Here is a 22,056-nt window from a genome sequence, read left to right as displayed (position 1 = left end):
GGCCGAGAGCAGCCGGCTCCACCGGCTCGACAACACTTCTTCCTATGCGACGTAGGCAGCAGCCGCCGCTGCCGAAACGGCACGGCCTCGATCCCGCCCGGCTCCGGCTCCCGGAGGACGGGCAGTGGACGACCGTGCGCGATCACCTCGTCGAGCGGTTGCCGCGGGTGGATCCGGCCAGGATCGACGCGATGCTGGTGGCGGGCGAGATCGTGGATCTGGAAGGCCCGCTGAGACCGGACGCGCCGTTCGTGCCGGGCGGCGCCGTATGGTTCCACCGCGATCTGCCCGTCGAGACCGAGGTGCCGTTCGAGATCGGGATCGTGCACCGCGACGACGACATCCTCGTGATCGACAAGCCGCACTTCCTGGCGACGATCCCGCGCGGTCAGCACATTCTCCAAACGGCGCTGGTGCGGTTGCGCAACGAGCTCGAACTGCCCGACCTGATCCCGGCGCACCGACTGGACCGGGTCACCGCGGGCCTGCTGCTGTTCGTGGTGAATCCGGCCCGGCGCGGCGCCTATCAGACGATGTTCCACCGCAAGACCGTGCGCAAGGAGTACGAGGCCATCGCGCCCTACGATCCCGCGCTCGCGCTGCCGCGGACCGTGCGCAGCCGGATCATCAAGGAGAAGCAGGTGCTCGCCGCTTTCGAGGTGGACGGCGAGCCCAATGCCGAGACCGAGGTCGAACTGGTCGAACACCGCGACGGGCTCGGGCGCTACCGCCTTCGCCCGCACACCGGGCGAACCCATCAGCTGCGCCTGCATATGAACGGGCTCGGCGTGCCGATTCTCGGCGACGATTTCTACCCCGTGATCACCGATAAGTCGGTCGACGATTACACGCGGCCGTTGCAATTGCTGGCGGCCTCGCTCGAATTCACGGATCCGATCAGCGGGGCCCCGCGACGGTTCGAGACGCGGCGCGAGTTGCAGGCCTGGACCGATATGGCCGGATGGTCCGGGTCGGCTGTCGAGTAGCTCACAGCACCGCGCCGACTGTCGATCTTGGTGGGCTCATTCCGGGCCGCTCAACGCGGGGGTAGCGGGTTTTCACGCATTCACCGGACCGTTTTCGTTTCGTGATATTTCCGTACACTCGGTCGGGTGCCCGTACCCGCCGTCGCCGATTCCCCGCCGAAGCTCCATGCCTACATCGATATCGCGGTGGTCGTCGTCGTGCTGGCAGGCACCAACCTGATCGCTCACTTCACGACCGCGTGGGCCAATATCGTCACCGTTCCCGTCGCGGCGTTCGCGCTCTTGGCGCTGATGCGCAGGCGGGGGCTGGGCTGGGCGGAACTCGGGCTGTCACCCAGGCACTGGAAGCGCGGCACGGTGTACGCGCTCGGTGCCGTCGGGATCGTGCTCACCGCGGTCGCGATCGGCGCTCTCTTGCCGCTCACCAGGCCGTTCTTCCTCGCCGATCGCTACGCCACGATCTCGGGCGCACTGATCGCGTCGATGATCGTGATCCCGCTGCAGACGGTGATCCCCGAAGAACTCGCCTTCCGCGGGGTACTGCACGGCACACTCGACCGGGTCCTCGGTGTCCGCGGGCTCTTCGCCGCCGGATCGCTGATGTTCGGCCTCTGGCACATCGCGTCTTCGTTCGGCCTCACCTCCGGCAACAAGGGACTGTCCAGCATCGTCGGCGGCGGCGTGCTCGGCCAAATGGCCGGGATAGCACTCGCCGTAGCGGCCACGGCCGCCGCGGGCGTCGTGTTCACCTGGCTGCGCCGCCGCAGCGGTAGCCTTCTCGCACCCATCGCCCTGCACTGGTCGCTCAACGGCGCGGGCGCACTCGCCGCCGCCGTCGTCTGGCACACCGCCCTGCGCTGAAGCCGACCCGAGCTGGGCAGTTGAGCGCCGCGCTGTCAGCCGAGTGTTGTGCATCAGTCGAACGCAGCAGGCGCCTGGTGATCGAGTGTCCAGAAGTCACCGCTGAGGCTATCGCCGCGTTGTGATGGCGTGGAATACTGGCGACAATTTCTGGCATGACAACATGCCAGATGTAGCGGTTTCCACCGAGAGGGCATGTCCGCCATGAAACGTACGCACACCGGCAGGGTCGTCGCGGTGACCGGCGGTGCCGCTGGGATCGGGCTGGAGATCGCGCGGCAGTTCGCAGGCGCGGGGGCTCGGGTGTGTCTCGGTGACCTGTCGGGCAGCGCGGCGCGCGCGGCCGCGGCCGGGCTGCCGGGAACCGTGCACGGGTGCGAACTCGATGTGACCGACGAGCGGTCGTTTCACGACTTCCTCGCCGTCACCGAGGCGATCCTCGGACCGATCGACGTGCTCGTCAACAATGCCGGGGTGATGTGGGTCGGGTCGTTCGACGCCGAACCCGACAGCGCGACCGCGCGCATGCTCGCGGTGAATCTGCACGGAGTGATCCGCGGGGTGCGACTGGCGGCGCCTGCGATGCGGACACGCGGGCGCGGGCACATCGTCACCATCGCGTCGATCGCGTCCAAGGTCTCCCCCGCCGGTGAAGCGACCTACGCCGCGACCAAACACGGAGTGCTCGGGTATCTGACAGCGGTTCGCGAGGAATTGCGCGGGAGCGGCGTGCGGTTGACGGCGATCATGCCCGGGGTGGTCGAAACCGAATTGGCGGTCGGAACCGATACCGGCGCAGCACAATTGCTTCAGCCAAGCGATGTCGCCACGGCAGTGCTCGAGGTTGTCGCACGGCCGCGATTCGAGGTGACATTGCCCGCGCATCTCGGGCCGCTACTCGGTCTGTCCGGTGCGCTGCCACAGTGGTTGCGCGACTTCGTCTTGCGGCGAACGGTACCGAATCAGGTTGCGGCGGTGGCCGGATCGTCGAGCCGCGCGTCGTATGAGAAACGGCTGCTCGACGGCGACACCGATTCCTGAATTCCGGCGTGTCGCCGCCGGGGATTCGGCGGAATCGACTCGTTGTCGTTGACCGGGGCACGGTCGGCGTTTACGCTCTCTGGCAATCACACATATGTTCGATAGTCCATATGTTCGAGTGGCGGAAGGCGCGACATGTCCGACGATCGGTTGAGCGAGAATGCCGCGATCGCGCCGAACACCGAGATCACGGCGCTCGCCCAGCAGGTCGCCACAGCCCGCGACAAGCTCCCCCTCCAACACGACACGGCCCTCTACGACGCGCTCTCCGACGACGAGATCCGCGCCGAACGGGAACTGGCCGAATGGATTCGCACGCAGCGGCGCACACAGCGTCGGCGCGCCGTGGGCGACGAGCTCGCCGCCGAACAACGCGACCGCCGCACCAGCGCCCTCATCCGCCGCACCGACGAAGCCGACGCGCGCTGGCATCGCAAGGCGCTGGCCGCACGACGACGGGTGTCGAGCGCCGACGCGCGCCTGGCCCAGCTGTACCGGCGGTCGGAATGGTCATCGCGCGCGCTGATCGGGGTCGTCGTTCTCGGCATGGTGTGGGCCGGGGTCAACGTGCAACGCAATCTCGTGCCGAGCGGCGACATGAGCGACCCGCTGTACTGGCTCAGCTACGGCATCGAGGCGATGATCTCGATCCCGATCATCGTCATCATGGTCACCGCGACCACCGCGGCCCGCTGGGGGCGTGAGTTGGAACGCGGCAAGGTAATCGTGTTCGAACTCGCCCTGCTCGGCACCACCATCGCCTTGAACGCGGGCCCCCACCTGGCCGCCGGATCCTTCGGTCGCGCAGCCGAATTCGCCATCGCCCCGGTGATGGTGGGTGTGGTGATCTGGTTGCACGCGTGGGTCTCGGCTCGGTACGCGATGTTGATCGAGAGCGCCTCCGTCGAATTGCCAGGGGACGCCGGGTATTCCGCATCCGAACGGATGGCTTCTCATGCGTTCCCGCAGCAGGCGGCCGACTCCCTCGCCGCCGACAGGCAGGCGCTCGGGCACACCCTGAGGATCGCAGTCGCGCCCGAACTCCGATCACCGCTGATCGACCCGGCTGTCGTCAGCTCGACCGCTCCGCATTCGGCGGCGAAACACGACCTCCGTGAAGCCGCGACCCCCACCGACGTCGCGACTGCCGCGACATTCGGCGGGCACGAGGCCGCGGACGTCGCGACCGAGGCGACCGAGGCGACCGAGGATCTCGAGTTCGCCGCCGCGAAAACAGCGTCCGCCGCAGGCACCGACGAATTGATCTCCACCACAACCGGAACGGCTTCCGAGACCGCCGCGGCTTCCGAGCAGGCGAACCCCGCCGACAGCCTCGACCAGCCGATCGTCTCGGAGCCGGTGGTTCGCGATACCTCGGCGCCGAGCGCGGCGCCGCTGGTCGCAGCGGCCGAGGGCATCGCAGCGCCGTCGGCCGAACGCACCTACCCGCACGGCCTGCGCCGCCCGTCCTCCGACAAGCCGAGCGCCCCCGGCACCCTCGAACTCATCCACAAGGCGGCCGCCGACCATCGCCGCAACGGCACCGAGCACGTCGGCCGGACCACTGGGGTCGCCGCGACCTTGCGGCGAATACCGGTGACCGCCGCCGCGCACTCCCCTGCGGGCGAAGCAACCGGTACCGACCCGGTTCCCGAGGCGACGATGCACGCCGGCACCGTCGCCCGTGACCCTGATGGCGACACTCCACCGATCACCGATCCGGTAACGGTGCACAACGATCCCCAGCCCCCCGCCGCGGAGCCGGAGCAACTGACCCTCACCGCCGAACCCGGCGAGCAACTGGCCTTGCAGCCGGCGCCCGCACCACACACCGAGCCCACCCCAGAGCCGGCCGAATCCACCGCCCCAGTCCCCGAGCGGACAGACACCACCGCCTCGACCTCAGCGCCGACGGCAGCCGTCTCGCACCCGACAACAATCCCCGCTGCCGATCTCGACGAGCCCACGGTACCGGACCCGGTCGACCTGGACGTCCCCGACGAAGACGACGACGATCTCCCGGCCCCCGACGACTTCGACTTCGACGAAGACACCGAGGTCCGCGCCCTGGCCCGCCGCATCGCCCACCGCAGCCCCCTGCGCCTGACCCTCGACCAGATCGAAGAGATCCTCGAACTCACCGACCAGTCCTGGTCGGCCCGCAGCATCGGCAGCGAAGTCGGCGTCCCGAGCAGCACGGTCACCAACATCGTCGAATTCGCCCACAAGATCCGCCAGCCTTACGCCTTCACCGGCTGACCCGGCCCATACCGCAAAAGGCCCGCACCCTAACACCGGGTGCGGGCCTTTGTCATGTGACGGCATCGGGTCGTCGAACGACGATGGCCCGCTTCCCCAGAGGGAAACGGGCCATCGTACAAACGATCTCGATGGATCGAGGAGGGACCTTACTTGGCCTTCTCCAGGACCTCGACCAGACGCCAGCGCTTGGTGGCCGACAGCGGACGGGTCTCCATCAGCTGAACGTGGTCGCCGACGTGGGCGATCTCGTTCTCGTCATGCGCCTTCACCTTGGAGGTGGTGCGAATGATCTTGCCGTAGAGCTTGTGCCGGTGACGGTCTTCCAGCTCGACGACGATCGTCTTGTTCATCTTGTCGGAGACAACGTAGCCGCTGCGTACCTTGCGGCTGTTGCGCTCTTCGGTGTTCTCGCTCATGCCGCATCTCCCTTGCCAGCGGGCGCCGTGGCCAGGCCGAGCTCGCGCTCACGCATGACCGTGTAAATGCGCGCGATCTCGTGGCGGACGACGCGCAGTCGACGGTTGTTGTCGAGCTGACCCGTCGCCATCTGGAAGCGCAGGTTGAACAGCTCTTCCTTCGACTCGCGCAGGCGTGCCACGAGCTCTTCTTCGTTGAGCTCACGGAGCTCTGCGGCCGGTGTTTCGGTAGCCATCAGAACTGCTCCTCCCTGGTCACGATCCTGCATTTCATCGGGAGCTTGTGCATCGCGCGGCGCAGGGCCTCACGAGCGGTCTCCTCGTTGGGGTAAGACATCTCGAACATGACCCGACCGGGCTTCACGTTCGCGACCCACCACTCCGGCGAACCCTTACCGGAACCCATGCGGGTTTCGGCCGGCTTCTTCGTGAGCGGGCGGTCGGGGTAGATGTTGATCCAGATCTTGCCGCCACGCTTGATGTGGCGGGTCATTGCGATACGCGCCGACTCGATCTGACGGTTGGTGACGTAGGCGGGCTCGAGAGCCTGGATGCCGTACTCACCGAAGGCCACCGCGGTGCCGCCCTTGGACATGCCCGAGCGACCGGGGTGGTGCTGCTTGCGGTGCTTGACGCGACGGGGCATCAGCATGCGTCAGCCCTCCTTGTTCTCTGCCGGAGCCTCCGCCACTGCAGTGGCGGCGCGACCGACCTCGGTGCTGGTCGCGGTGGTGCCAGTGGCGCCGGACCGACGAGGGCGGCTCGGACGCTCGCGACGCGGGCGCTCCGGAGCAGCGGCGGCGGCGGTCAGTTCACGACGACCACCGACGATGTCACCCTTGTAGATCCAGACCTTCACACCGATGCGACCGAAGGTGGTCTTGGCCTCGTAGAGGCCGTAGTCGATGTCCGCACGCAGCGTGTGCAGCGGAACACGACCTTCACGGTAGAACTCCGAGCGCGACATTTCGGCGCCACCGAGGCGGCCCGAGCACTGCACACGGATGCCCTTGACGTTCGGCGAACGCATGGCCGACTGAATGGCCTTACGCATCGCACGACGGAACGCCACACGGTTGGACAGCTGCTCGGCCACACCCTGAGCAACCAGCTGCGCATCCGACTCGGGGTTCTTGACCTCGAGGATGTTCAGCTGAACCTGCTTCTTGGTGAGCTTCTCCAGCTCGGCGCGGATGCGGTCGGCTTCCGCGCCACGACGACCGATCACGATGCCGGGACGCGCGGTGTGGATATCCACACGGACGCGATCACGGGTGCGCTCGATCTCGACCTTCGAGATGCCTGCCCGCTCCATGCCAGTGGCGAGGAGCTTGCGGATCTGAACGTCTTCCTTCACGTATTCCGCGTACTGCTTGTCCGCGTACCAACGCGACTTCCAGTCGGTGGTGATACCGAGGCGGAAGCCATGGGGGTTAATTTTCTGTCCCATTTACTTTGCCCCTCCCTTCCGGCGGCTACGAGTGGCAGCGCCGGTGGTGGGCACGCTCTCGACCTCGATGGTGATGTGGCTGGTGCGCTTACGAATCCGGAACGCACGGCCCTGGGCCCGCGGCTGGAAACGCTTCATGGTGGCGCCCTCGTCGACAAAAGCAGTCGAGATGACCAGGGTGGCCGGGTTGAGGCCGAGGTTGTTCTCGGCGTTCGCCGCGGCCGAAGCCACGACCTTGGCCACGGGCTCGCTGGCAGCCTGCGGTGCGAACCGCAGGATCGCCAGCGCGTCCTCGACGCTCTTGCCGCGGACCAGGTCCACGACTCGACGGGCCTTCATCGGGGTGACCCGAACGTGCTTGGCGGTTGCGCGTGCAGTCGGGTTCTGAATGGTTTCAGTCATCGCCGCTTGCTCTTCCGGTCGTCCTTGACGTGGCTCTTGAACGTCCTGGTCGGCGCGAACTCACCGAGCTTGTGGCCGACCATGTTGTCCGAGATGAACACCGGCACGTGCTTGCGACCGTCGTGGACGGCGAAAGTGTGCCCGATGAAATCGGGGATGATGGTCGAGCGACGCGACCAGGTCTTGATGACCTGCTTCGTGCCCTTTTCGTTCTGCACGTCCACCTTCGCGAGGAGGTGGTCGTCGACGAACGGGCCCTTCTTGAGGCTGCGTGGCATTTCTTACCTCCTCCTTAGCGCTTCTTGCCGGTCTTACGACGGCGAACGATGAGCTTGTCGCTCGGGCGGTTGGGCTTGCGGGTGCGGCCCTCAGGCTGACCCCACGGGGAGACCGGGTGGCGACCACCGGAGGTCTTACCCTCACCACCACCGTGCGGGTGGTCGACCGGGTTCATCACGACACCACGGACGGTAGGACGACGGCCCTTCCAGCGCATACGGCCGGCCTTGCCCCAGTTGATGTTCGACTGCTCGGCGTTGCCGACCTCGCCGACGGTGGCGCGGCAGCGCACGTCGACACGGCGGATTTCACCCGAAGGCATACGGAGGGTCGCGTACGGCCCTTCCTTGCCCAGCAGCTGAATGCTCATTCCGGCGGAACGAGCCATCTTGGCGCCGCCGCCCGGACGCAGCTCCACGTTGTGAATCGTGGTACCGGTCGGGATGTTGCGCAGCGGCAGGTTGTTACCCGGCTTGATGTCGGCCGTGGGGCCGGACTCGATCGGGCTGCCCTGCTTGATGCCCTTCGGCGCGATGATGTAGCGCTTCTCGCCGTCGGCAAAGTGCAGCAGTGCGATGTTGGCGGTGCGGTTGGGGTCGTACTCGATGTGAGCGACCTTGGCCGGGATGCCGTCCTTGTCCAGCCGACGGAAGTCGATCAGACGGTAGGCACGCTTGTGACCGCCACCGCGGTGACGCGTGGTGATGCGACCGTGCGCGTTACGACCACCGGACTTGGTGAGCGGGCGCAGCAGCGACTTCTCCGGCGTCGACCGGGTGATCTCGGCGAAGTCCGAGACGCTGGAGCCACGACGGCCCGGCGTTGTCGGCTTGTATTTACGGATTGCCATGAGTTCTTCTCGCTTTCTGGAGTCCCAGGCGCTTACGCGACCGGTCCTCCGAAGATCTCGATGGGCTTGCTATCGGCCGAGAGGGTCACGAGTGCGCGCTTGGTGTCCTTGCGCTTTCCGTAACCGAATTTGGTCCGCTTGCGCTTGCCCTGACGGTTGGCGGTATTGACGCTGGTGACCTTGACGCCGAAAACCTTCTCAACGGCGATCTTGATCTGCGTCTTGTTCGAATCCGGGTGCACCAGGAAGGTGTAGGTGCCTTCCTCGATCAGCCCATAGGACTTCTCCGAGATGACCGGTGCGAGCAGGATGTCGCGGGGGTCGGCGATGGTGCTCACTTGCTCTCCTCCTGGGCCGCCTCGGCGGGACCGTGAACGAAAGCGTTCAGGGCCTCGACGCTGAACACCACGTCGTCGCTGTTGAGCACGTCGTAGGTGTTGAGCTGATCCGGGGCGATCGGCAGCACGTTCTGCAGGTTCGCCACGCTCTTCCACGCGGCGACGTCCTCGCGGCCGACGACGACCAGGAACTTCTTGCGGCCCGAGAGCTCGGCCAGGAAGTCCTTGGCGGTCTTGGTCGACGGGTTCTGACCCGCGACCAGTTCGGTGATCACGTGGATGCGCTCGTTGCGGGCCCGGTCGGAGAGGGCACCGCGCAGGGCGGCGGCCTTCATCTTCTTGGGGGTCCGCTGGCTGTAGTCACGCGGCTGCGGGCCGTGGACGGTGCCACCGCCGGCGAACTGCGGCGCACGGGTCGAGCCCTGACGGGCGCGGCCGGTGCCCTTCTGGCGGTACGGCTTCTTGCCACCACCGGAGACCTCGCCACGAGTCTTCGTGGAGTGGGTGCCCTGGCGAGCGGCGGCCAGCTGAGCGATGACGACCTGGTGCATCAGCGCGACGTTGGCGGTCACGTCGAAGATCTCCGAGGGGAGTTCGACGGTGCCTTCGGTCTTGCCGCCTGCGGCCTTAACGGTCAGCGTCAGGTTGGCCTTCTTGTCGAGGCTGGTCATGCGTGCGCACCACCCTTCACGGCGCTCTTGACGATCACGACGTTGCCCTTGCGGCCAGGGATAGCACCCTTGACCAGGAGCAGGCCGTTCTCGGCGTCGACCTTGTGAACCGAGAGGTTCTGCGTGGTGACGCGGTCGTTACCCATACGACCCGACATGCGCATGCCCTTGAACACGCGGCCGGGAGTGGCACAGCCACCGATGGAACCCGGGCGACGGTGCACAGCCTGCGCACCGTGCGAGGCGCCCTGGCCCTTGAAGCCGTGACGCTTCATGGTGCCGGCGAAGCCCTTGCCCTTGCTGATTCCGGTCACGTCGACGTAGGTGCCCTCTTCGAAGACATCAGCCGAGAGTTCCTGGCCGATCTCGAAGGTGGAGGCATCCGCGACGCGGATCTCGGTGACGTGGCGGCGCGGGGTGACACCGGCCTTGGCGAACTGGCCGGAAGTCGGCTTGTTCACCTTGCGCGGGTCGATGGCGCCGAAAGCGATCTGCACGGCCGAATAGCCGTCGCGCTCCACGGTACGAATCTGGGTGACCACGTTCGGGCCCGCCTTGATGACGGTGACCGGGACGACGCGGTTCTTCTCGTCGAAGACCTGGGTCATGCCGAGCTTGGTGCCCAGGATGCCGGCTGCGGGCCGGTTCTTGTTGTCAGTCATGTCTCGAGTCCCCGTCACTGAATGTTGACGTCGACGCTGGCCGGGAGGTCGATGCGCATGAGCGCGTCCACCGTCTTCGGCGTCGGGTCGAGGATGTCGATGAGGCGTTTGTGCGTGCGCATCTCGAAGTGTTCGCGCGAGTCCTTGTACTTGTGCGGCGAACGGATGACGCAGTAGATGTTCTTCTCGGTCGGCAACGGCACAGGCCCGACCACACGGGCGCCGGTGCGGGTCACCGTTTCCACGATCTTGCGCGCTGACGCGTCGATCGCCTCGTGGTCATAGGCCTTGAGCCTGATGCGGATCTTTTGTCCCGCCACGCTAAGTGTCCTTTTCTCCGCTTTCCTTCGTGGTCACAGGAGCTGAACTCCCGCACCACCCTCAATTTGCACAGCCCGAACACAAGAAAGACGCCTCAGCGTGGTTTCCCACTGAAAGACCCGCAACCAGGGCGCACCAAAAGGCACTACCTAGTCCTCGCCGCTGTTCATCTGTCATGGTTCTCCGGCCCACGCGGTCGGGCGTGTCGCCCTAACGCTTATTCTCCGACCCCGGTCATCTGCTCACCATCGGTCGGAAGTGCGTGGTACCGAACGTATCCACACCGGTGAACCGGCGAGATACAAACTACTGCTCCCCCTGCCCGGACCATCCGCTCCGAGGAGTCGGTCGATCCTGCGCAAGGCAACCCGAACAGTATGCACCATGCCGACGACGTCCTTCAAATCGGGGGTCATGAGGCATCGATCACGCCCACAGGGGGCTTCCACCTCGACCGCACCGCCGGCTGGGCTGTACCGATGAATGGTAGCTGGCTTGTCGCCCCGCCTGACCACCGGAGGGTTACCGCAGAACTTACTTTTGAGTAAGATAGTGCTCATGACACAGGAAACCGCGACCTACCGCGGCTGGAAGAAGCTGCCCGACAATCGCATCGGGCACGCGCTGTTCTCGCTCGGCATGGTCGCCCGGGTCCCCTACTTCGGCACCGTGCTCCCCCAGGTGATCCGCCTCGAGCCCGGCGTCTGCGAGGTGACCTCCCCGAAGTGGTTCGGCATCCACAACCACCTCGGCACCTTCCACGCGATCGCGGCCTGCAATCTCGCCGAGGTGGCGATGGGCATGCTCAGCGAGGCCACCGTCCCCACCACCCACCGCTGGATCCCCAAGTCGATGAACGTCCAGTACCTGGCCAAGGCGGAATCCGGGCTGCGTGCCGTGGCGAAGCTCGACGAGATCCCCGACTTCGCCGCGATCACCAAGGGCCAGGAACTGACGGTCCCCGTCTCGATCTACGACAAGGACGGCATCGAGGTCGTGCACGCCGACATCACCACCTGGGTGTCGCCACGCTGATCACGGCCACGTGAACCGCGGCACCGGTACGGTTGTGGGCCAGGCAACAAAGGACGGGGAGTTCGATGTTGGAAGTCGCCCATGTGACGCGGCGGTTCGGGGAGAACGTGGCGGTCGACGACGTGTCGTTCGCCGTCCTGCCCGGTGCGCTGACCGGGTTCGTCGGGGGTAACGGGGCGGGCAAGACCACCACCATGCGAATGATCATGGGCGTCTTGGCCGTTCAGTCCGGCGAGATGCGGTGGGACGGACGGCCGGTGACCGAGCTGGACCGGCGCTCGTTCGGCTATATGCCCGAGGAGCGGGGGCTCTATCCCAAGCAGCCGGTGCTCGACCAGCTCGTGTACCTGGCGCGCCTGCGTGGACTGCCCGCCGACAAGGCCAAGGCGCGTACCGAAAGCCTGCTGGAGCGGTTCGATCTAGGCACGCGCGGCAAGGACAAACTCGAATCGTTGTCGCTGGGCAATCAGCAGCGCGTCCAGATCGCGGCGGCGGTGATCGCGCAGCCGTCGGCGCTGATCCTGGACGAACCGTTCTCCGGGCTCGACCCCATGGCCGTGGATTCGATGGTGGAGTTGCTGCGCGAGTACGCCGATCAGGGCGTGCCGGTGCTGTTCTCCTCGCATCAGCTGGATCTGGTGGAGCGGCTGTGCGATCAGCTGGTCGTGCTCGCCGCGGGCCGGGTGGTCGGGCAGGGCTCGGTCGAGGAGCTGCGGTCCACCGGTGGCTCGCGGTATCGGCTGGTGCTCGAAGACGATGCGGGGTGGTTGCGGGGGTATCCGGGGGTTCGGGTGGTCGAGAGTACCGGGCGGGGCGTGTTGTTCGAGGTCGACGGCGGCGGCACCGACGGGGTGCTGAAGGAGGCGCTGTCGCGGGGTTCGGTGCGCGAGTTCGCCGAGGTGCGGCCGACGGTCGCCGAGATCTACCGGGAGGTGACGGCATGAGAGTTCAGCGCCTGGCGGCGGTAGCTCAGGTGACCACGGAGGGCGCCCGATCATGCCGAGCAGACGCGTGAACGGCGTGTGGCGGATCGTCGCCGCGCGGGAGATCGCGGTGAAACTGCGTGACCGCAACTTCGTCATCTCGACGGTGGTGACGCTCGTGGTGATCGTCGCGTCGCTGATTCTCACCGGGTTCCTCAGCAGCAGACCCGACAAGATCGATGTGGCGGTCGCCGGTTCGGACACCTCTGTCGTACTCGAAACGGCGAACACCCTGGCCGCCGGCGCGGGTACCGACACCAGCTTCACCGCGCGATCCGTCGCCGACCGGGCCGCGGTCGAGCAGCTGGTGCGCGAGGACGCGGTCGATGTGGGCCTGGTCCCCGCCGAACCCAGCGGGTGGCAGCTGATCGGCAAGACCGCCGAGGACGACGCCGCGACCACCTACATCACCGCCGCCGCCCAGCAGCTCGCGTTGCAGCGCAATGCCGCCGCCGCGGGCGTTTCGCTCGACGAATTGGGGCGCGGTGCCACCGTGACCTACGGCTTGCTCGAGCAGGGCGCGATCGATCCCGGGCTCGCCAAGAGCATCTCGTTCGTCTTCGCGTTCCTCTTCTACATGGCGTCGGTGTTGTTCGGCATGTCCATCGCGCAGAGCGTGGTCGAGGAGAAGCAGAACCGGATCGTGGAGATCCTGGCGAGTGCGATTCCGTTGCGGCAGTTGCTGATCGGCAAGGTCGTGGGCAACGCGGCGCTGGCCTTCGCGCAGTTGGCCGTGTTCGTCGGTGCCGGGCTGATCGGGTTGGCCGTCACCGGCAAGGGTGCTCAGCTGGGCCAGATCGCCGGGGCCGCGGGCTGGTTCATCGTCTTCTTCCTCGTCGGCTTCCTCGCCTTGGCGAGCCTGTGGGCTGTCGCGGGCGCGCTCGCCACTCGCAGCGAAGACCTCCAGTCCACCTCGACTCCGCTCGGGTTGCTCATCATGATCGTGCTGTTCGCGGGCATCTTCCTCACCGGCACCGCCCGTGTCATCGGCTCCTATGTCCCGATCATGTCCATCGTCGCCATGCCCGCCCGCCTGGCCGACGGCACCGCCGCCTGGTGGGAACCCTTCATCGCCCTCGCCCTGATGGCGATCGCCACCTACGGAATCGTCGTCATCGCCGAGAAGATCTACCGCCGCTCGCTGATGCAGACCCAAGCGCGCCTGACCATGCGCCAGGCCCTGGCCTTGGAGGACTAGTAATCGCGGCGTCGTGGCGGTGTGACGACCGGGTCACTGATGCTTGCGTGGCGATGGGTGGGGCCGATTGAATGCGGACGTGAGTGTTGTGCGGGAATTCGATATCTGTGTGGTCGGGCTGGGGCCGGCCGGGCGGGGGCTGGCGCATCGGGCCGCGGTGGCCGGGTTGCGGGTGGCCGCGGTGGATCCGCGGCCGGAGCGGCTGTTCCCGCCGACCTTCTCCTGCTGGATCGACGAACTGCCGCAGTGGCTGCCCGCGGGTGCGATCGCGCAGCGCATCGCGGCGCCGACAGTGTGGACCACAGGCAAGCATCGGATCGAGCGGCCGTATTGCGTGCTCTCCAAGGCTGGGCTGCACGCCGCGTTGGCCCTGGACGACGCGACCGTCTTCGCGGATCGGGCGCGGCGGGTGGACGCGCACGAGGTGGAACTCGCGGACGGCACGGTGATCTCGGCGGGGGCGGTGTTCGATACGCGGGGGCTGCCGACGTTGGGCCGGCGCAGGGCCGCCTCGGCGCACGGGATCTTCGTGGACGCGCAGACCGCGGCACCGATGGTCGCCGAAGGTGAAGGGCTGCTGCTGGACTGGCGGCCGGAGAACGGGGCAGGCCCGGACGAGCCGCCGTCGTTCCTCTACGCGGTACCGCTCGGGGACGGGACGGTGATCTTCGAGGAGACGAGCCTCGGGCTACGTGGCGGGATGCCGCAGCACGAGTTACGCAAGCGCACACTGAACAGACTCGCGGCACACGGTATCCAGCTCACCGGCGACGAACCGCACGAAGCCGCCCACTATCCCCTGGATCAGCGGCCCCCGAGGAAGGGCACGGCGATCGCGGTGCCGTTCGGCTCGCGCGGCGGGATGATGCACCCGTGCACCGGCTACAGCGTGGCCGACTCCCTCGCGCTGGCCGACACCGCTGTCGCCGCGGTGCAGCGAGGCGAGGACCCGATCGGAGCCCTCTGGCCGTGGCAGGCCAAGGCCGTCTACTGGATGCGCATGCGTGGTCTGTGGGGTCTCGGTCGGCTCACCACCGATCAGTCGATCGCCATGTTCGACGCCTTCTTCACCGAATCCGAACGAGGTCAGCGGGCCCTGCTCTCGGCCCACGACGACTACACCGCCCTCGGCGCCGTGCTGTTCAACACCGTCGCCCACACCTGGCCGTTCCGCTGGCGCTACGACCTCGTCGGCTGGACCAACCGCGACCGCTGGCTCGACTACCCCTTCGCTCCCGCCGGCGCGGACTACCCCAGCCGATAACGCACTGATCGCCGCCACGACGTTCGCGGCGGCGATCAGGAGCGAGGCGGTCCGGGCTCAGGACGACTCGGCGGCCTTCTTGTAGCCGACGATCGCCGGGTAGGCGAAGACCGCGACCATGCCGACCGTCCAGGCGACGGTCTTCAGCAGCGGTTCAGCGACCGGCCCACCGTAGGACAGGCCCTTCATCGCATCGATGGCACAGCTCATCGGTTGATTGGCGACCACATCCTGCAACCAGGTCGGGTAGGCGAAGACGGGAACGAAGCCGGTGTTGAAGAACATCAGCAGCGTGTTGAGGATGCCGATGAGGCTGATCAGCATCACGCCCTCGGTGATCGTGGCCAGCGCGGTCACCATCACCGCGAACCCGATGCCGAACAGCACCGGAACCAGGACCAGCGCGATATTGGCGAACGGGTCCTCCATGAACAGGAACCCGAGCGGCACCGCGACGAGCAGCACGATCAGCGTGGTGAGCAGGATGCGCAGCATCTCGGCCAGCAGTCGGCCGGTCAGCAGCGAGGCCTTGTTGAGCGGCATCGTGTAGAACCGGCTGAGCAGCCCCGAAGCCTTCTCGCGCTTGAACCCGAGGGCACTCACCACCGCGCCGGTCATGGCCGCGACCAGGGTGAGCAGCGCGGCTTGGCCGTAGATGCTGGGGGCACCGGTGGCCGCGGTGATCGAGTCGCCGAGCACGATCCGGAACATCAGCAGGGTCACCGCCGGGTAGGCGATGGTCTGGATGGTCGTCGACGGGTCGCGCAACCACACCATCAGCAGACGCTTGGTCTGGATCAGGCTGTGGGTGAACCACACCGACACCGAACCTTCCGGCTTGGTGTGCACCACCGGAAGGTCGGCCGCGGCCTCCTCGACCGAGGTCTTCTCGATTGTTGTCATGATCGCCTCACACTCGCCCACACAGCCAGTGGGAGGAAGAAAACTGCCAGTCCGCCGAGCCATACCAGCGACACCCACGTGCCCGCCCAGCTCAGATGACCCGCGGCCATGTCGCTGAGGGTCTGGGCGAACTGCGAGATCGGCTGGTTGCGCGCGAACGGCCGCACCCACGACGGGAAGCTGGCCTCGGGCACGAACCCGGTCGACATCATGCCGAAGATCAGAATCGGCAGCGTGAGGGCCTGACTGAGCGCCTCCGGGTTCTTGGTGAGGCTGCCGAGCGCGTCGGCGCCGAGCGTGAGCACCACGCCGACGGTCAGCGCGAATCCGCAGAACGCGAGCGCCTGCAACCAGCCGCCGGTGAACCGGAACCCGATCACATAGCCGTACCCGACCGTCGCGATCAGGGAGACGACCGACCGCACCAGACCCGCGCAGATGCGCGACATCAGCGGCACCAGCGAACCGATCGGCATGGTCTGCAGCCGAGTGCTCAACCCGGTGAGCGCTTCGAACGCCGCGAGCTGCGCGTTCGACATCATCGTCATGGCCATCGTCTGCAGCACGACGATCGGCATCACGTACTGCGCGTAGTCGATGCCCTGGACCTTCATCACGTACCGCAACGGCAGGTAGAAGGCCACGGTCACCACGAGCGGAGTGAGCACCGCGACGATCAGCTCGCCCTTGGTGGCCATGGTGTGCACGATGCGCCCGGTCAGCGCGCGCCACTGCGCGAAACTGCTCGGGCGCACAGCGGGAAGCTCGGCGAACAAGCTGTTCGCCGCGGGGGTGGACACGCTCACTAGTGGCCGCCCGAGTGGCCGGTGATCGACAGGAACACGTCGTCGAGCGAGGGCCTGCGCAGCGCGATGTCGGCCAGGTCGATGCCCGCGGCGTCGAGCCTGCGCAGTGCCTCGGCGAGGGTGGCGGCGCCGTCGGGGGCCGGGATGGACACCTTGTCGGCACCGTCGGTCTCGGCGGCGACGGCGGCCGGGACCAGGTCACCGAGGGCCTTGACGGTCTGCGGGACGCGGCTCGGGTCGAGCGGCACGATCTCGCAGAAGCTGCCGCCGGTCTTGGCTTTGAGCTCGTCGGCGGTGCCCTCGGCGATGACGGTGCCCTTGTCGATGACGATGATGTTGTCGCTGAGCACGTCGGCCTCTTCGAGGTACTGCGTGGTCAGCAGCACCGTGATGCCCTGGTTCTTGAGCGCGGTCACCAGATCCCACACGCCCTGACGGCTGCGCGGGTCGAGGCCGGTGGTCGGCTCGTCGAGGAACACCACCTCGGGCCGCACCACCAGCCCGCAGGCGATGTCGACGCGACGGCGCATGCCGCCGGAGTAGTTGCGCACGGCCCGCTTGCCCGCGCTCACCAAGTCGAATTCCTCGAGCAGCACTTCGGCGCGCTTGCGGGCGGCCGACTTGGTCAGGCCCATCAGGCGACCGAACAGCTCGAGGTTCTCCCGGCCGGTCAGATTCTCGTCGAGCGCGGCGTACTGGCCGGTCATCATGATCGAGCGGCGCACGCCCGCGGCATCGGTGAGCACGTCGTGCCCCGCGACGACGGCGGTGCCGGAGTCGGGACGGAGCAGGGTCGACAGCACCTTGACCATCGTGGTCTTGCCCGCGCCGTTGGGGCCGAGAATACCCAGCACACTGGCCTTGTCGGCCTGGAAACTGATGCCCTGCAAAGCGTGCACATCGCCGAACGACTTGCGCACGTCGGACACCAGCACCGCGGGTTCACTGTCGCTCGACGCGACGCCACCTGCGGGCGAATCCACTGAGATCGAACTCGGCATCAACTCTCCACCATCGGCCGGTGCGCACGGCCCTGGAAGAGACGAGCGCACGCGGAATAAATTCTTCCCGGTAAGTGATCCATACCGTTCGGCGCGATGTTACCGGTCCGGCGGTTTTCCCGGCCCGGTCTGCGTTGATGCGCCCGGTTTGCCGGGCGCTGCCTGCGACGCGCTGTGGTGTTGCTCACCTGGGCAGTGCAAGGGCAGTGCGCGAACCTTGTCGGCCGGGCCGCGCGCCCATACGCTGACAGCGGGGAAACACTCGTCTCACCGGCCCGCGCGCGGGCGTGTTCGATCTTGGGGAGGTGACCATGGTCGAGTCGGCTCCTACCGCCGCCGCGCCCGCCGGTCGATCCGATGTGCTCACGGCTTTCGATCCGCGCACCGGTGAACAGCTCGCGCAGTATCCCGTGCAGGGCACGGCCGAGGTCACCCGCGCTGTGCGCACCGCGCGCGCCACCCAGAACTGGTGGGGGGAACTCGCGTTCAGCGAGCGCAAGCACCTGCTCCTCGACTGGCGTCGCGAGATCGCCAGGAACGCAGGCGAGTTGGTGGAGCTGCTGCGCAGCGAGACCGGCAAGCCGGAGGCCGACGCCACTCTCGAAGTGATGCTGGCGGTGGAGAATCTGGACTGGGCCGCCCGCAACGCCGAGCGCACGCTGGGCCGAAAGCGCCTGTCCACCGGCTGGTTCACCCGCAATCAGCACGCCTCCGTCGGCTACCTCCCGCTGGGCGTGATCGGCGTACTCGGCGCGTGGAACAACCCGGTCTTCACGCCGATGGGTTCGATCGCCTATGCCATGGCCGCTGGCAACACGGTGGTGTTCAATCCGCACGAACTCAGTACCGGTGTCGGCACCTGGCTGGCCGACAGCTGGGCCGCGGTATCGCCCGAACAGCCCGTGCTGCAAGCGGTTACCGGAAATTCGCGGACCGCTACCGCCCTGTGCAAGGCCGAGGTGGACAAGATCGCCTACGCCGGGCCCGAAGCGCGCGGACGCGAGGTGATCGCGCTGTGCGCCCAGACGCTGACGCCGGTGGTGGTGGAGAACAGCGGCAAGGGCAGCATGATCGTGCACGTCGACGCGGTGCTCGACGCGGCCGCGGAGGCGGCGGTGTTCGGGGCGATGGCCAATGCCGGGCAGAACTCCTCGGGCATCCAGCGCTGTTATGTCGCCGATTCGGTGTTCGACGACTTCCTGGCCAGGGTGGCCGAGCGGGCGGCGAAACTGCGTCCCGGTGCCGACAACCGCGCCTCCTACGGGCCGATGATCAATGCCACCCAGGTCGACGTGGTGCGCAGACAGGTCCGTGACGCGCTCGCCCACGGCGGGCACGCGGTGCTCGGCGGGCTAGATTCGTTCCGCGACCCGTACGTGGAGCCGATCGTGCTGGCCGAGGTGCCGGAGGAGAGCATCGCGATCACCGGCGAAGGGCTCGGCCCGGTGCTCGTGGTGAACCGGGTCGCCGACCTGGCCGATGCGGTCACCCGGGTGAACGCGGCGGGCAACGGCATCGCCGTCACCATCTTCACCCTCGACATCCCCAGTGCGGAGCTCATCGCCGAACAGCTGAAAGTGGGTGTGGTGACGGTGAATTCGTCGACCGCGTTCACCGGCATCCCGGCCCTGCCGTTCGGCGGTGTCGGCGAATACGGCCAGGGACACAGCCACGGTCAGCACGGGCTGTACGAATACAGCCGCACGATGTCGATCGCGCGCAGGCGCTACCGGGCCCCGATTCGGCTGTCGACCTTCGACCGCCGACCAGGGCACTTGCAGACGGCGAAAGCCCTGTTCCGTTTACGCCACGGCCGCGGCTGAGCGGCTAGTTCCCGTCCGCCGAGCCGCTGCCGAGCAGCACCGCGCCGGTCAGCGCGGCGAGGCGGGCGAGCTGTTCGGGGCGCGAGTCGAAGCGCAACAGCCGGCCGACATCGATGATCTGGCCGACTGCGGCGTGCACCCGGAAGCGGGCTTCGATCGGGTCGCCGTCGAGCAGGTTGGCCCATTCCAGGATGTTCTGCCGCTGGATGGCGCGCAGGCGGTGCTGTTCGGCCTGCGGGAGGTTGCTGAACTCCGCGTAGTAGACGGGCGCGATCTCGGGCGTCGCGAAGGTGAGGCGCGCGTGCTGGTCGGCGATGCGGCGGGCGGCGTCGGCCCGGTTCTCGCTCTCGGCCAGCGCCTCGCCGATCGCGACCGCGAGCCGGTCGGCGGTGCGATGAAAGGCGGCCGCGAGCAGGTCGGCCTTGCTGTCGAAGTGGCGGTACACGCTGGAGGCGTTGATGCCGACGGCGGCGCCGATCTCCTCGATGCCGGATTCGTGATACCCGTTGCGGCCGAAGATCCGGATCGCCTCGGTGAGCAGCTGTTCACGTTTCGAGGTGACCGGCAGGCCACGGGGCTGCTTGTCGGGCTCGGCCGCGGCGGGGGTCGGCGGCAGCTCGGCGCGCACGATCGCCCAGGCCATCTCGCGCTGCACCGCGAGCATGCGGCCGTGCGAGAGGGTGGTGCGGTGTGCGGCGATGCTGGCCAGCGAACTCAGCGCGCCGACGGCGAGCAGGATGCGGTCGTCGGCGCTCGCCTCCGGCCGGACGTCGGCGATCCGCGCGGCGACGTTCGCCTCGAGTTCGCGATAGAACGCGCGAATGCGCACCCGGTCGTCGGGCTCGAGGTAGCGGCGTTCCCAGCGGTAGAGCCCGGCCTCGCGCCGGATGTCGATATTGCGTTCGGCGACGGCGGTGAGCACCGCGTCGAGCCTGGCTTCCGGGCTCAGCGACGGGTCGTCGGCCGCCGCGGCGACATCGCGCAAACCCCGAGCGCCCTCCTCGGCGGCGGCGACGAGCAGCGCGTACTTGTTGGCGAAGTGGCGGTACAGCGCGGGTCCGGAGATGCCGACCTCGGCGGCGATCTCGTCCACGCCGACCGGGTAGTAGCCGCGCGCGCTGAACGCACGGGCGGCGGCCCGCATGATCTGCATCTTGCGGTCCTTCGGCCTGCGGCGCACGACACGGGCAGGTGCGGCCGTCGGCTCGCGGGCCTGTTCGGCCTCACTGCGATCGGCGACCATGCACTCACTTTCCGTTGCGCGAACCGGGTTGGTCCAAGTCAACCTAAGTTAACCACAATTCGCAAACGTCGAGGGCAGGTCGAGGAAATGGGACCGCCCCGGCAGCGACGTGCTCGCTATCGGGGCGGTTCGGGATAAACCAGCGCTTACAGGCCGAGCCCGCGGGCCAGGGTCGGCCACGACAGCTTCAGCTCGTCCTTCCAGTAGCCCCACGAGTGGGTGCCGCTGGGGCGGAAGTTGAAGGTCGCCGGGATACCCAGCTCGTTGAGCCGGTTGGCCAGGTTGTGCGTGCAGTAGTTGGTGCCCGCCTCGATGACGCCACCGATGACGATCTGGTTGGCCAGGCCGTAGGCGCCGGGCAGCGCGTACGGACCGTCGAGGGTGTCGTACGGGCCGGGCAGGCCGTTGCCTGTGGAGATGTAGAGATCGAGGCCGCGCAAACCTTCGGCATTCACGTACGGGTCGTTCGCGACCCAGTCCTGCGAGCCCTGCGGACCCCACATGTTCATGGTGTCGCCGCCACCCCAGGTCTCGACCGTGACCTTCACGAACTCCGAACCGACCGGGTCGGAGGTCTGCGCGCAACCGCTGTACGCCGCGGCCGCCTTGTACAGGCCGGGCTTGGCGATCGGCAGCGCGAGCACGGTGGTGCCGGAGGTGGACAGACCCGCGATGGCGTTCACACCGTTGGTACCGAGCGCGCCGTCGACCAGCGGGGGCAGTTCCTCGGTGAAGAAGGTCTTCCACTTGTTGCGGCCGAGGACCGGGTCGTCGTGGATCCAGTCGGTGTAGTAGCTCCAGGCGCCACCGATCGGCTGGATGACGTTGACGTTCTTGTCGCCGAGGAATTCGAGCGCGTCGGTCTTGGCCACCCACGACGCCGAATCCTCGCCGCCGCCCGCACCGTTGAGCAGGTACAGGGTGGGGCGCGGGACCGAGGCGTCGGCGGGGCGCTGCACGTCGACGATGATGTTCTGGTCCATGGCCGAGGAGTACACGTGCAGTCGCAGACTGCGCGAGTCCTTCACTTCGGCCTTGACGATCTTGGAGCCGTCCTCGGAGACCGGGTTGGCGAGCAGGCTCTTGGAATCGATGATCGGGTCAGCTGATGCCGGGCTCGTACCGATGCCGGACATCAGTCCCGCCGCCACTGCCGTTGCCGCGATCATCGCCGCGGCCCGGGAGCCACGACGCCGGGTGTGCCGACGCATCAATTTCGCACCTTCGCTTCGTCTCGAATTCCGATTCGGTCCGTGCTCCG

25 protein-coding genes are annotated in these 22,056 nt (G+C 67.3%); 9 read left to right on the top strand and 16 right to left on the bottom strand.

Features of this window, described 5'->3' with window-relative positions; genetic code table 11:
• The first annotated feature begins 44 nt into the window (after nt 1-44).
• The 4 genes from ACWDXS_RS25850 to ACWDXS_RS25835 all read left to right on the top strand — a co-directional run bounded on the left by ACWDXS_RS25850 (nt 45) and on the right by ACWDXS_RS25835 (nt 5,147).
• Nucleotides 45-986, top strand: a complete 942-nt coding sequence (locus ACWDXS_RS25850) for an RluA family pseudouridine synthase (protein WP_379317040.1) — start codon at nt 45-47, stop codon at nt 984-986.
• A gap of 126 nt (nt 987-1,112) precedes the next feature.
• Entirely contained in the window at nt 1,113-1,847 is a 735-nt protein-coding gene (locus ACWDXS_RS25845) for a CPBP family glutamic-type intramembrane protease (protein ID WP_378993687.1), read from the top strand.
• A gap of 204 nt (nt 1,848-2,051) precedes the next feature.
• The gene (locus ACWDXS_RS25840; protein ID WP_378993721.1) at nt 2,052-2,888 is read left to right on the top strand and encodes an SDR family oxidoreductase; all 837 of its coding nucleotides are present in this window, start codon (nt 2,052-2,054) and stop codon (nt 2,886-2,888) included.
• Nucleotides 2,889-3,023: 135 nt separating this feature from the next.
• Nucleotides 3,024-5,147 carry a hypothetical protein gene (locus tag ACWDXS_RS25835; RefSeq protein ID WP_449969429.1) on the top strand — a complete coding sequence of 708 codons (2,124 nt, stop codon included), beginning with the start codon at nt 3,024-3,026 and terminating at the stop codon, nt 5,145-5,147.
• A gap of 149 nt (nt 5,148-5,296) precedes the next feature.
• Here the strand turns inward: ACWDXS_RS25835 and rpsQ are convergent, their stop codons facing one another.
• Genes rpsQ through rpsJ form a run of 11 tightly spaced genes read right to left on the bottom strand, consistent with a single transcriptional unit; the run spans nt 5,297 to nt 10,538 of the window.
• The gene (gene rpsQ / locus ACWDXS_RS25830; protein ID WP_056818470.1) at nt 5,297-5,566 is read right to left on the bottom strand and encodes a 30S ribosomal protein S17; all 270 of its coding nucleotides are present in this window, start codon (nt 5,564-5,566) and stop codon (nt 5,297-5,299) included.
• A complete protein-coding gene (gene rpmC / locus ACWDXS_RS25825; protein ID WP_056818473.1) occupies nt 5,563-5,802 on the bottom strand; it encodes a 50S ribosomal protein L29 in 240 nt (79 codons plus the stop codon). The genes rpsQ and rpmC overlap by 4 nt, the downstream gene beginning before the upstream one ends.
• On the bottom strand, nt 5,802-6,218 hold the full coding sequence (rplP, locus tag ACWDXS_RS25820) for a 50S ribosomal protein L16 (protein ID WP_266296839.1): 417 nt from the start codon (nt 6,216-6,218) through the stop codon (nt 5,802-5,804). Before rplP ends, rpmC begins: the two co-directional genes overlap by 1 nt.
• Before the next feature lie 3 nt (nt 6,219-6,221).
• Nucleotides 6,222-7,016, bottom strand: a complete 795-nt coding sequence (gene rpsC, locus ACWDXS_RS25815) for a 30S ribosomal protein S3 (RefSeq protein WP_266296840.1) — start codon at nt 7,014-7,016, stop codon at nt 6,222-6,224.
• On the bottom strand, nt 7,017-7,418 hold the full coding sequence (gene rplV, locus ACWDXS_RS25810) for a 50S ribosomal protein L22 (RefSeq protein ID WP_067448312.1): 402 nt from the start codon (nt 7,416-7,418) through the stop codon (nt 7,017-7,019).
• Nucleotides 7,415-7,696, bottom strand: coding sequence for a 30S ribosomal protein S19 (gene rpsS, locus ACWDXS_RS25805; RefSeq protein ID WP_056818481.1), 282 nt, complete (start codon nt 7,694-7,696; stop codon nt 7,415-7,417). The genes rplV and rpsS overlap by 4 nt, the downstream gene beginning before the upstream one ends.
• 14 nt (nt 7,697-7,710) lie before the next feature.
• Complete coding sequence (gene rplB, locus ACWDXS_RS25800; RefSeq protein WP_056818484.1) at nt 7,711-8,547, bottom strand: 50S ribosomal protein L2; 837 nt, start codon at nt 8,545-8,547, stop codon at nt 7,711-7,713.
• Between the two features lie 32 nt (nt 8,548-8,579).
• A complete protein-coding gene (rplW, locus tag ACWDXS_RS25795) occupies nt 8,580-8,885 on the bottom strand; it encodes a 50S ribosomal protein L23 (RefSeq protein ID WP_067448314.1) in 306 nt (101 codons plus the stop codon).
• Nucleotides 8,882-9,556: a 50S ribosomal protein L4 gene (gene rplD, locus ACWDXS_RS25790; protein WP_378993692.1), complete on the bottom strand. Its 675-nt coding sequence runs from the start codon at nt 9,554-9,556 to the stop codon at nt 8,882-8,884. The genes rplW and rplD overlap by 4 nt, the downstream gene beginning before the upstream one ends.
• Nucleotides 9,553-10,218: a 50S ribosomal protein L3 gene (gene rplC / locus ACWDXS_RS25785; protein WP_071926407.1), complete on the bottom strand. Its 666-nt coding sequence runs from the start codon at nt 10,216-10,218 to the stop codon at nt 9,553-9,555. The genes rplD and rplC overlap by 4 nt, the downstream gene beginning before the upstream one ends.
• A 14-nt stretch (nt 10,219-10,232) precedes the next feature.
• Entirely contained in the window at nt 10,233-10,538 is a 306-nt protein-coding gene (rpsJ, locus tag ACWDXS_RS25780) for a 30S ribosomal protein S10 (protein WP_040804197.1), read from the bottom strand.
• Between the two features lie 559 nt (nt 10,539-11,097).
• On the opposite strand from rpsJ, the gene ACWDXS_RS25775 reads away from it, so the two are divergent.
• From ACWDXS_RS25775 to ACWDXS_RS25760, 4 genes are all read left to right on the top strand, one after another.
• A complete protein-coding gene (locus tag ACWDXS_RS25775) occupies nt 11,098-11,574 on the top strand; it encodes a hotdog fold domain-containing protein (protein ID WP_378993695.1) in 477 nt (158 codons plus the stop codon).
• 65 nt (nt 11,575-11,639) lie between these two features.
• Nucleotides 11,640-12,518, top strand: coding sequence for an ABC transporter ATP-binding protein (locus ACWDXS_RS25770; protein ID WP_378993697.1), 879 nt, complete (start codon nt 11,640-11,642; stop codon nt 12,516-12,518).
• A 52-nt stretch (nt 12,519-12,570) separates the two neighbouring features.
• Nucleotides 12,571-13,755, top strand: coding sequence for an ABC transporter permease (locus tag ACWDXS_RS25765; protein WP_449969415.1), 1,185 nt, complete (start codon nt 12,571-12,573; stop codon nt 13,753-13,755).
• Nucleotides 13,756-13,834: 79 nt separating this feature from the next.
• Entirely contained in the window at nt 13,835-15,019 is a 1,185-nt protein-coding gene (locus ACWDXS_RS25760; protein WP_449969412.1) for a lycopene cyclase family protein, read from the top strand.
• A 57-nt stretch (nt 15,020-15,076) separates the two neighbouring features.
• Here the strand turns inward: ACWDXS_RS25760 and ACWDXS_RS25755 are convergent, their stop codons facing one another.
• The 3 genes from ACWDXS_RS25755 to ACWDXS_RS25745 are packed head-to-tail and all read right to left on the bottom strand — an operon-like array spanning nt 15,077 to nt 17,729.
• Nucleotides 15,077-15,922, bottom strand: coding sequence for an ABC transporter permease (locus ACWDXS_RS25755; protein ID WP_378993703.1), 846 nt, complete (start codon nt 15,920-15,922; stop codon nt 15,077-15,079).
• A complete protein-coding gene (locus ACWDXS_RS25750; protein WP_449969409.1) occupies nt 15,919-16,728 on the bottom strand; it encodes an ABC transporter permease in 810 nt (269 codons plus the stop codon). The genes ACWDXS_RS25755 and ACWDXS_RS25750 overlap by 4 nt, the downstream gene beginning before the upstream one ends.
• The gene (locus tag ACWDXS_RS25745; protein WP_378993707.1) at nt 16,728-17,729 is read right to left on the bottom strand and encodes an ATP-binding cassette domain-containing protein; all 1,002 of its coding nucleotides are present in this window, start codon (nt 17,727-17,729) and stop codon (nt 16,728-16,730) included. The genes ACWDXS_RS25750 and ACWDXS_RS25745 overlap by 1 nt, the downstream gene beginning before the upstream one ends.
• A 311-nt stretch (nt 17,730-18,040) precedes the next feature.
• Between ACWDXS_RS25745 and ACWDXS_RS25740 the strand changes: the two genes are divergently transcribed.
• A complete protein-coding gene (locus ACWDXS_RS25740) occupies nt 18,041-19,552 on the top strand; it encodes an aldehyde dehydrogenase family protein (protein WP_378993723.1) in 1,512 nt (503 codons plus the stop codon).
• A gap of 4 nt (nt 19,553-19,556) precedes the next feature.
• Here the strand turns inward: ACWDXS_RS25740 and ACWDXS_RS25735 are convergent, their stop codons facing one another.
• Entirely contained in the window at nt 19,557-20,795 is a 1,239-nt protein-coding gene (locus ACWDXS_RS25735; RefSeq protein ID WP_378993709.1) for a TetR/AcrR family transcriptional regulator, read from the bottom strand.
• A 146-nt stretch (nt 20,796-20,941) separates the two neighbouring features.
• Nucleotides 20,942-21,964, bottom strand: coding sequence for an alpha/beta hydrolase (locus ACWDXS_RS25730; protein ID WP_449969619.1), 1,023 nt, complete (start codon nt 21,962-21,964; stop codon nt 20,942-20,944).
• Nucleotides 21,965-22,056 lie beyond the last annotated feature (92 nt).

The sequence above is a fragment of the Nocardia sp. NPDC003183 genome (assembly GCF_053590715.1).
Note: the sequence above shows the minus strand (reverse complement) of the source record. Positions and strands in the feature narration are given on the sequence as shown.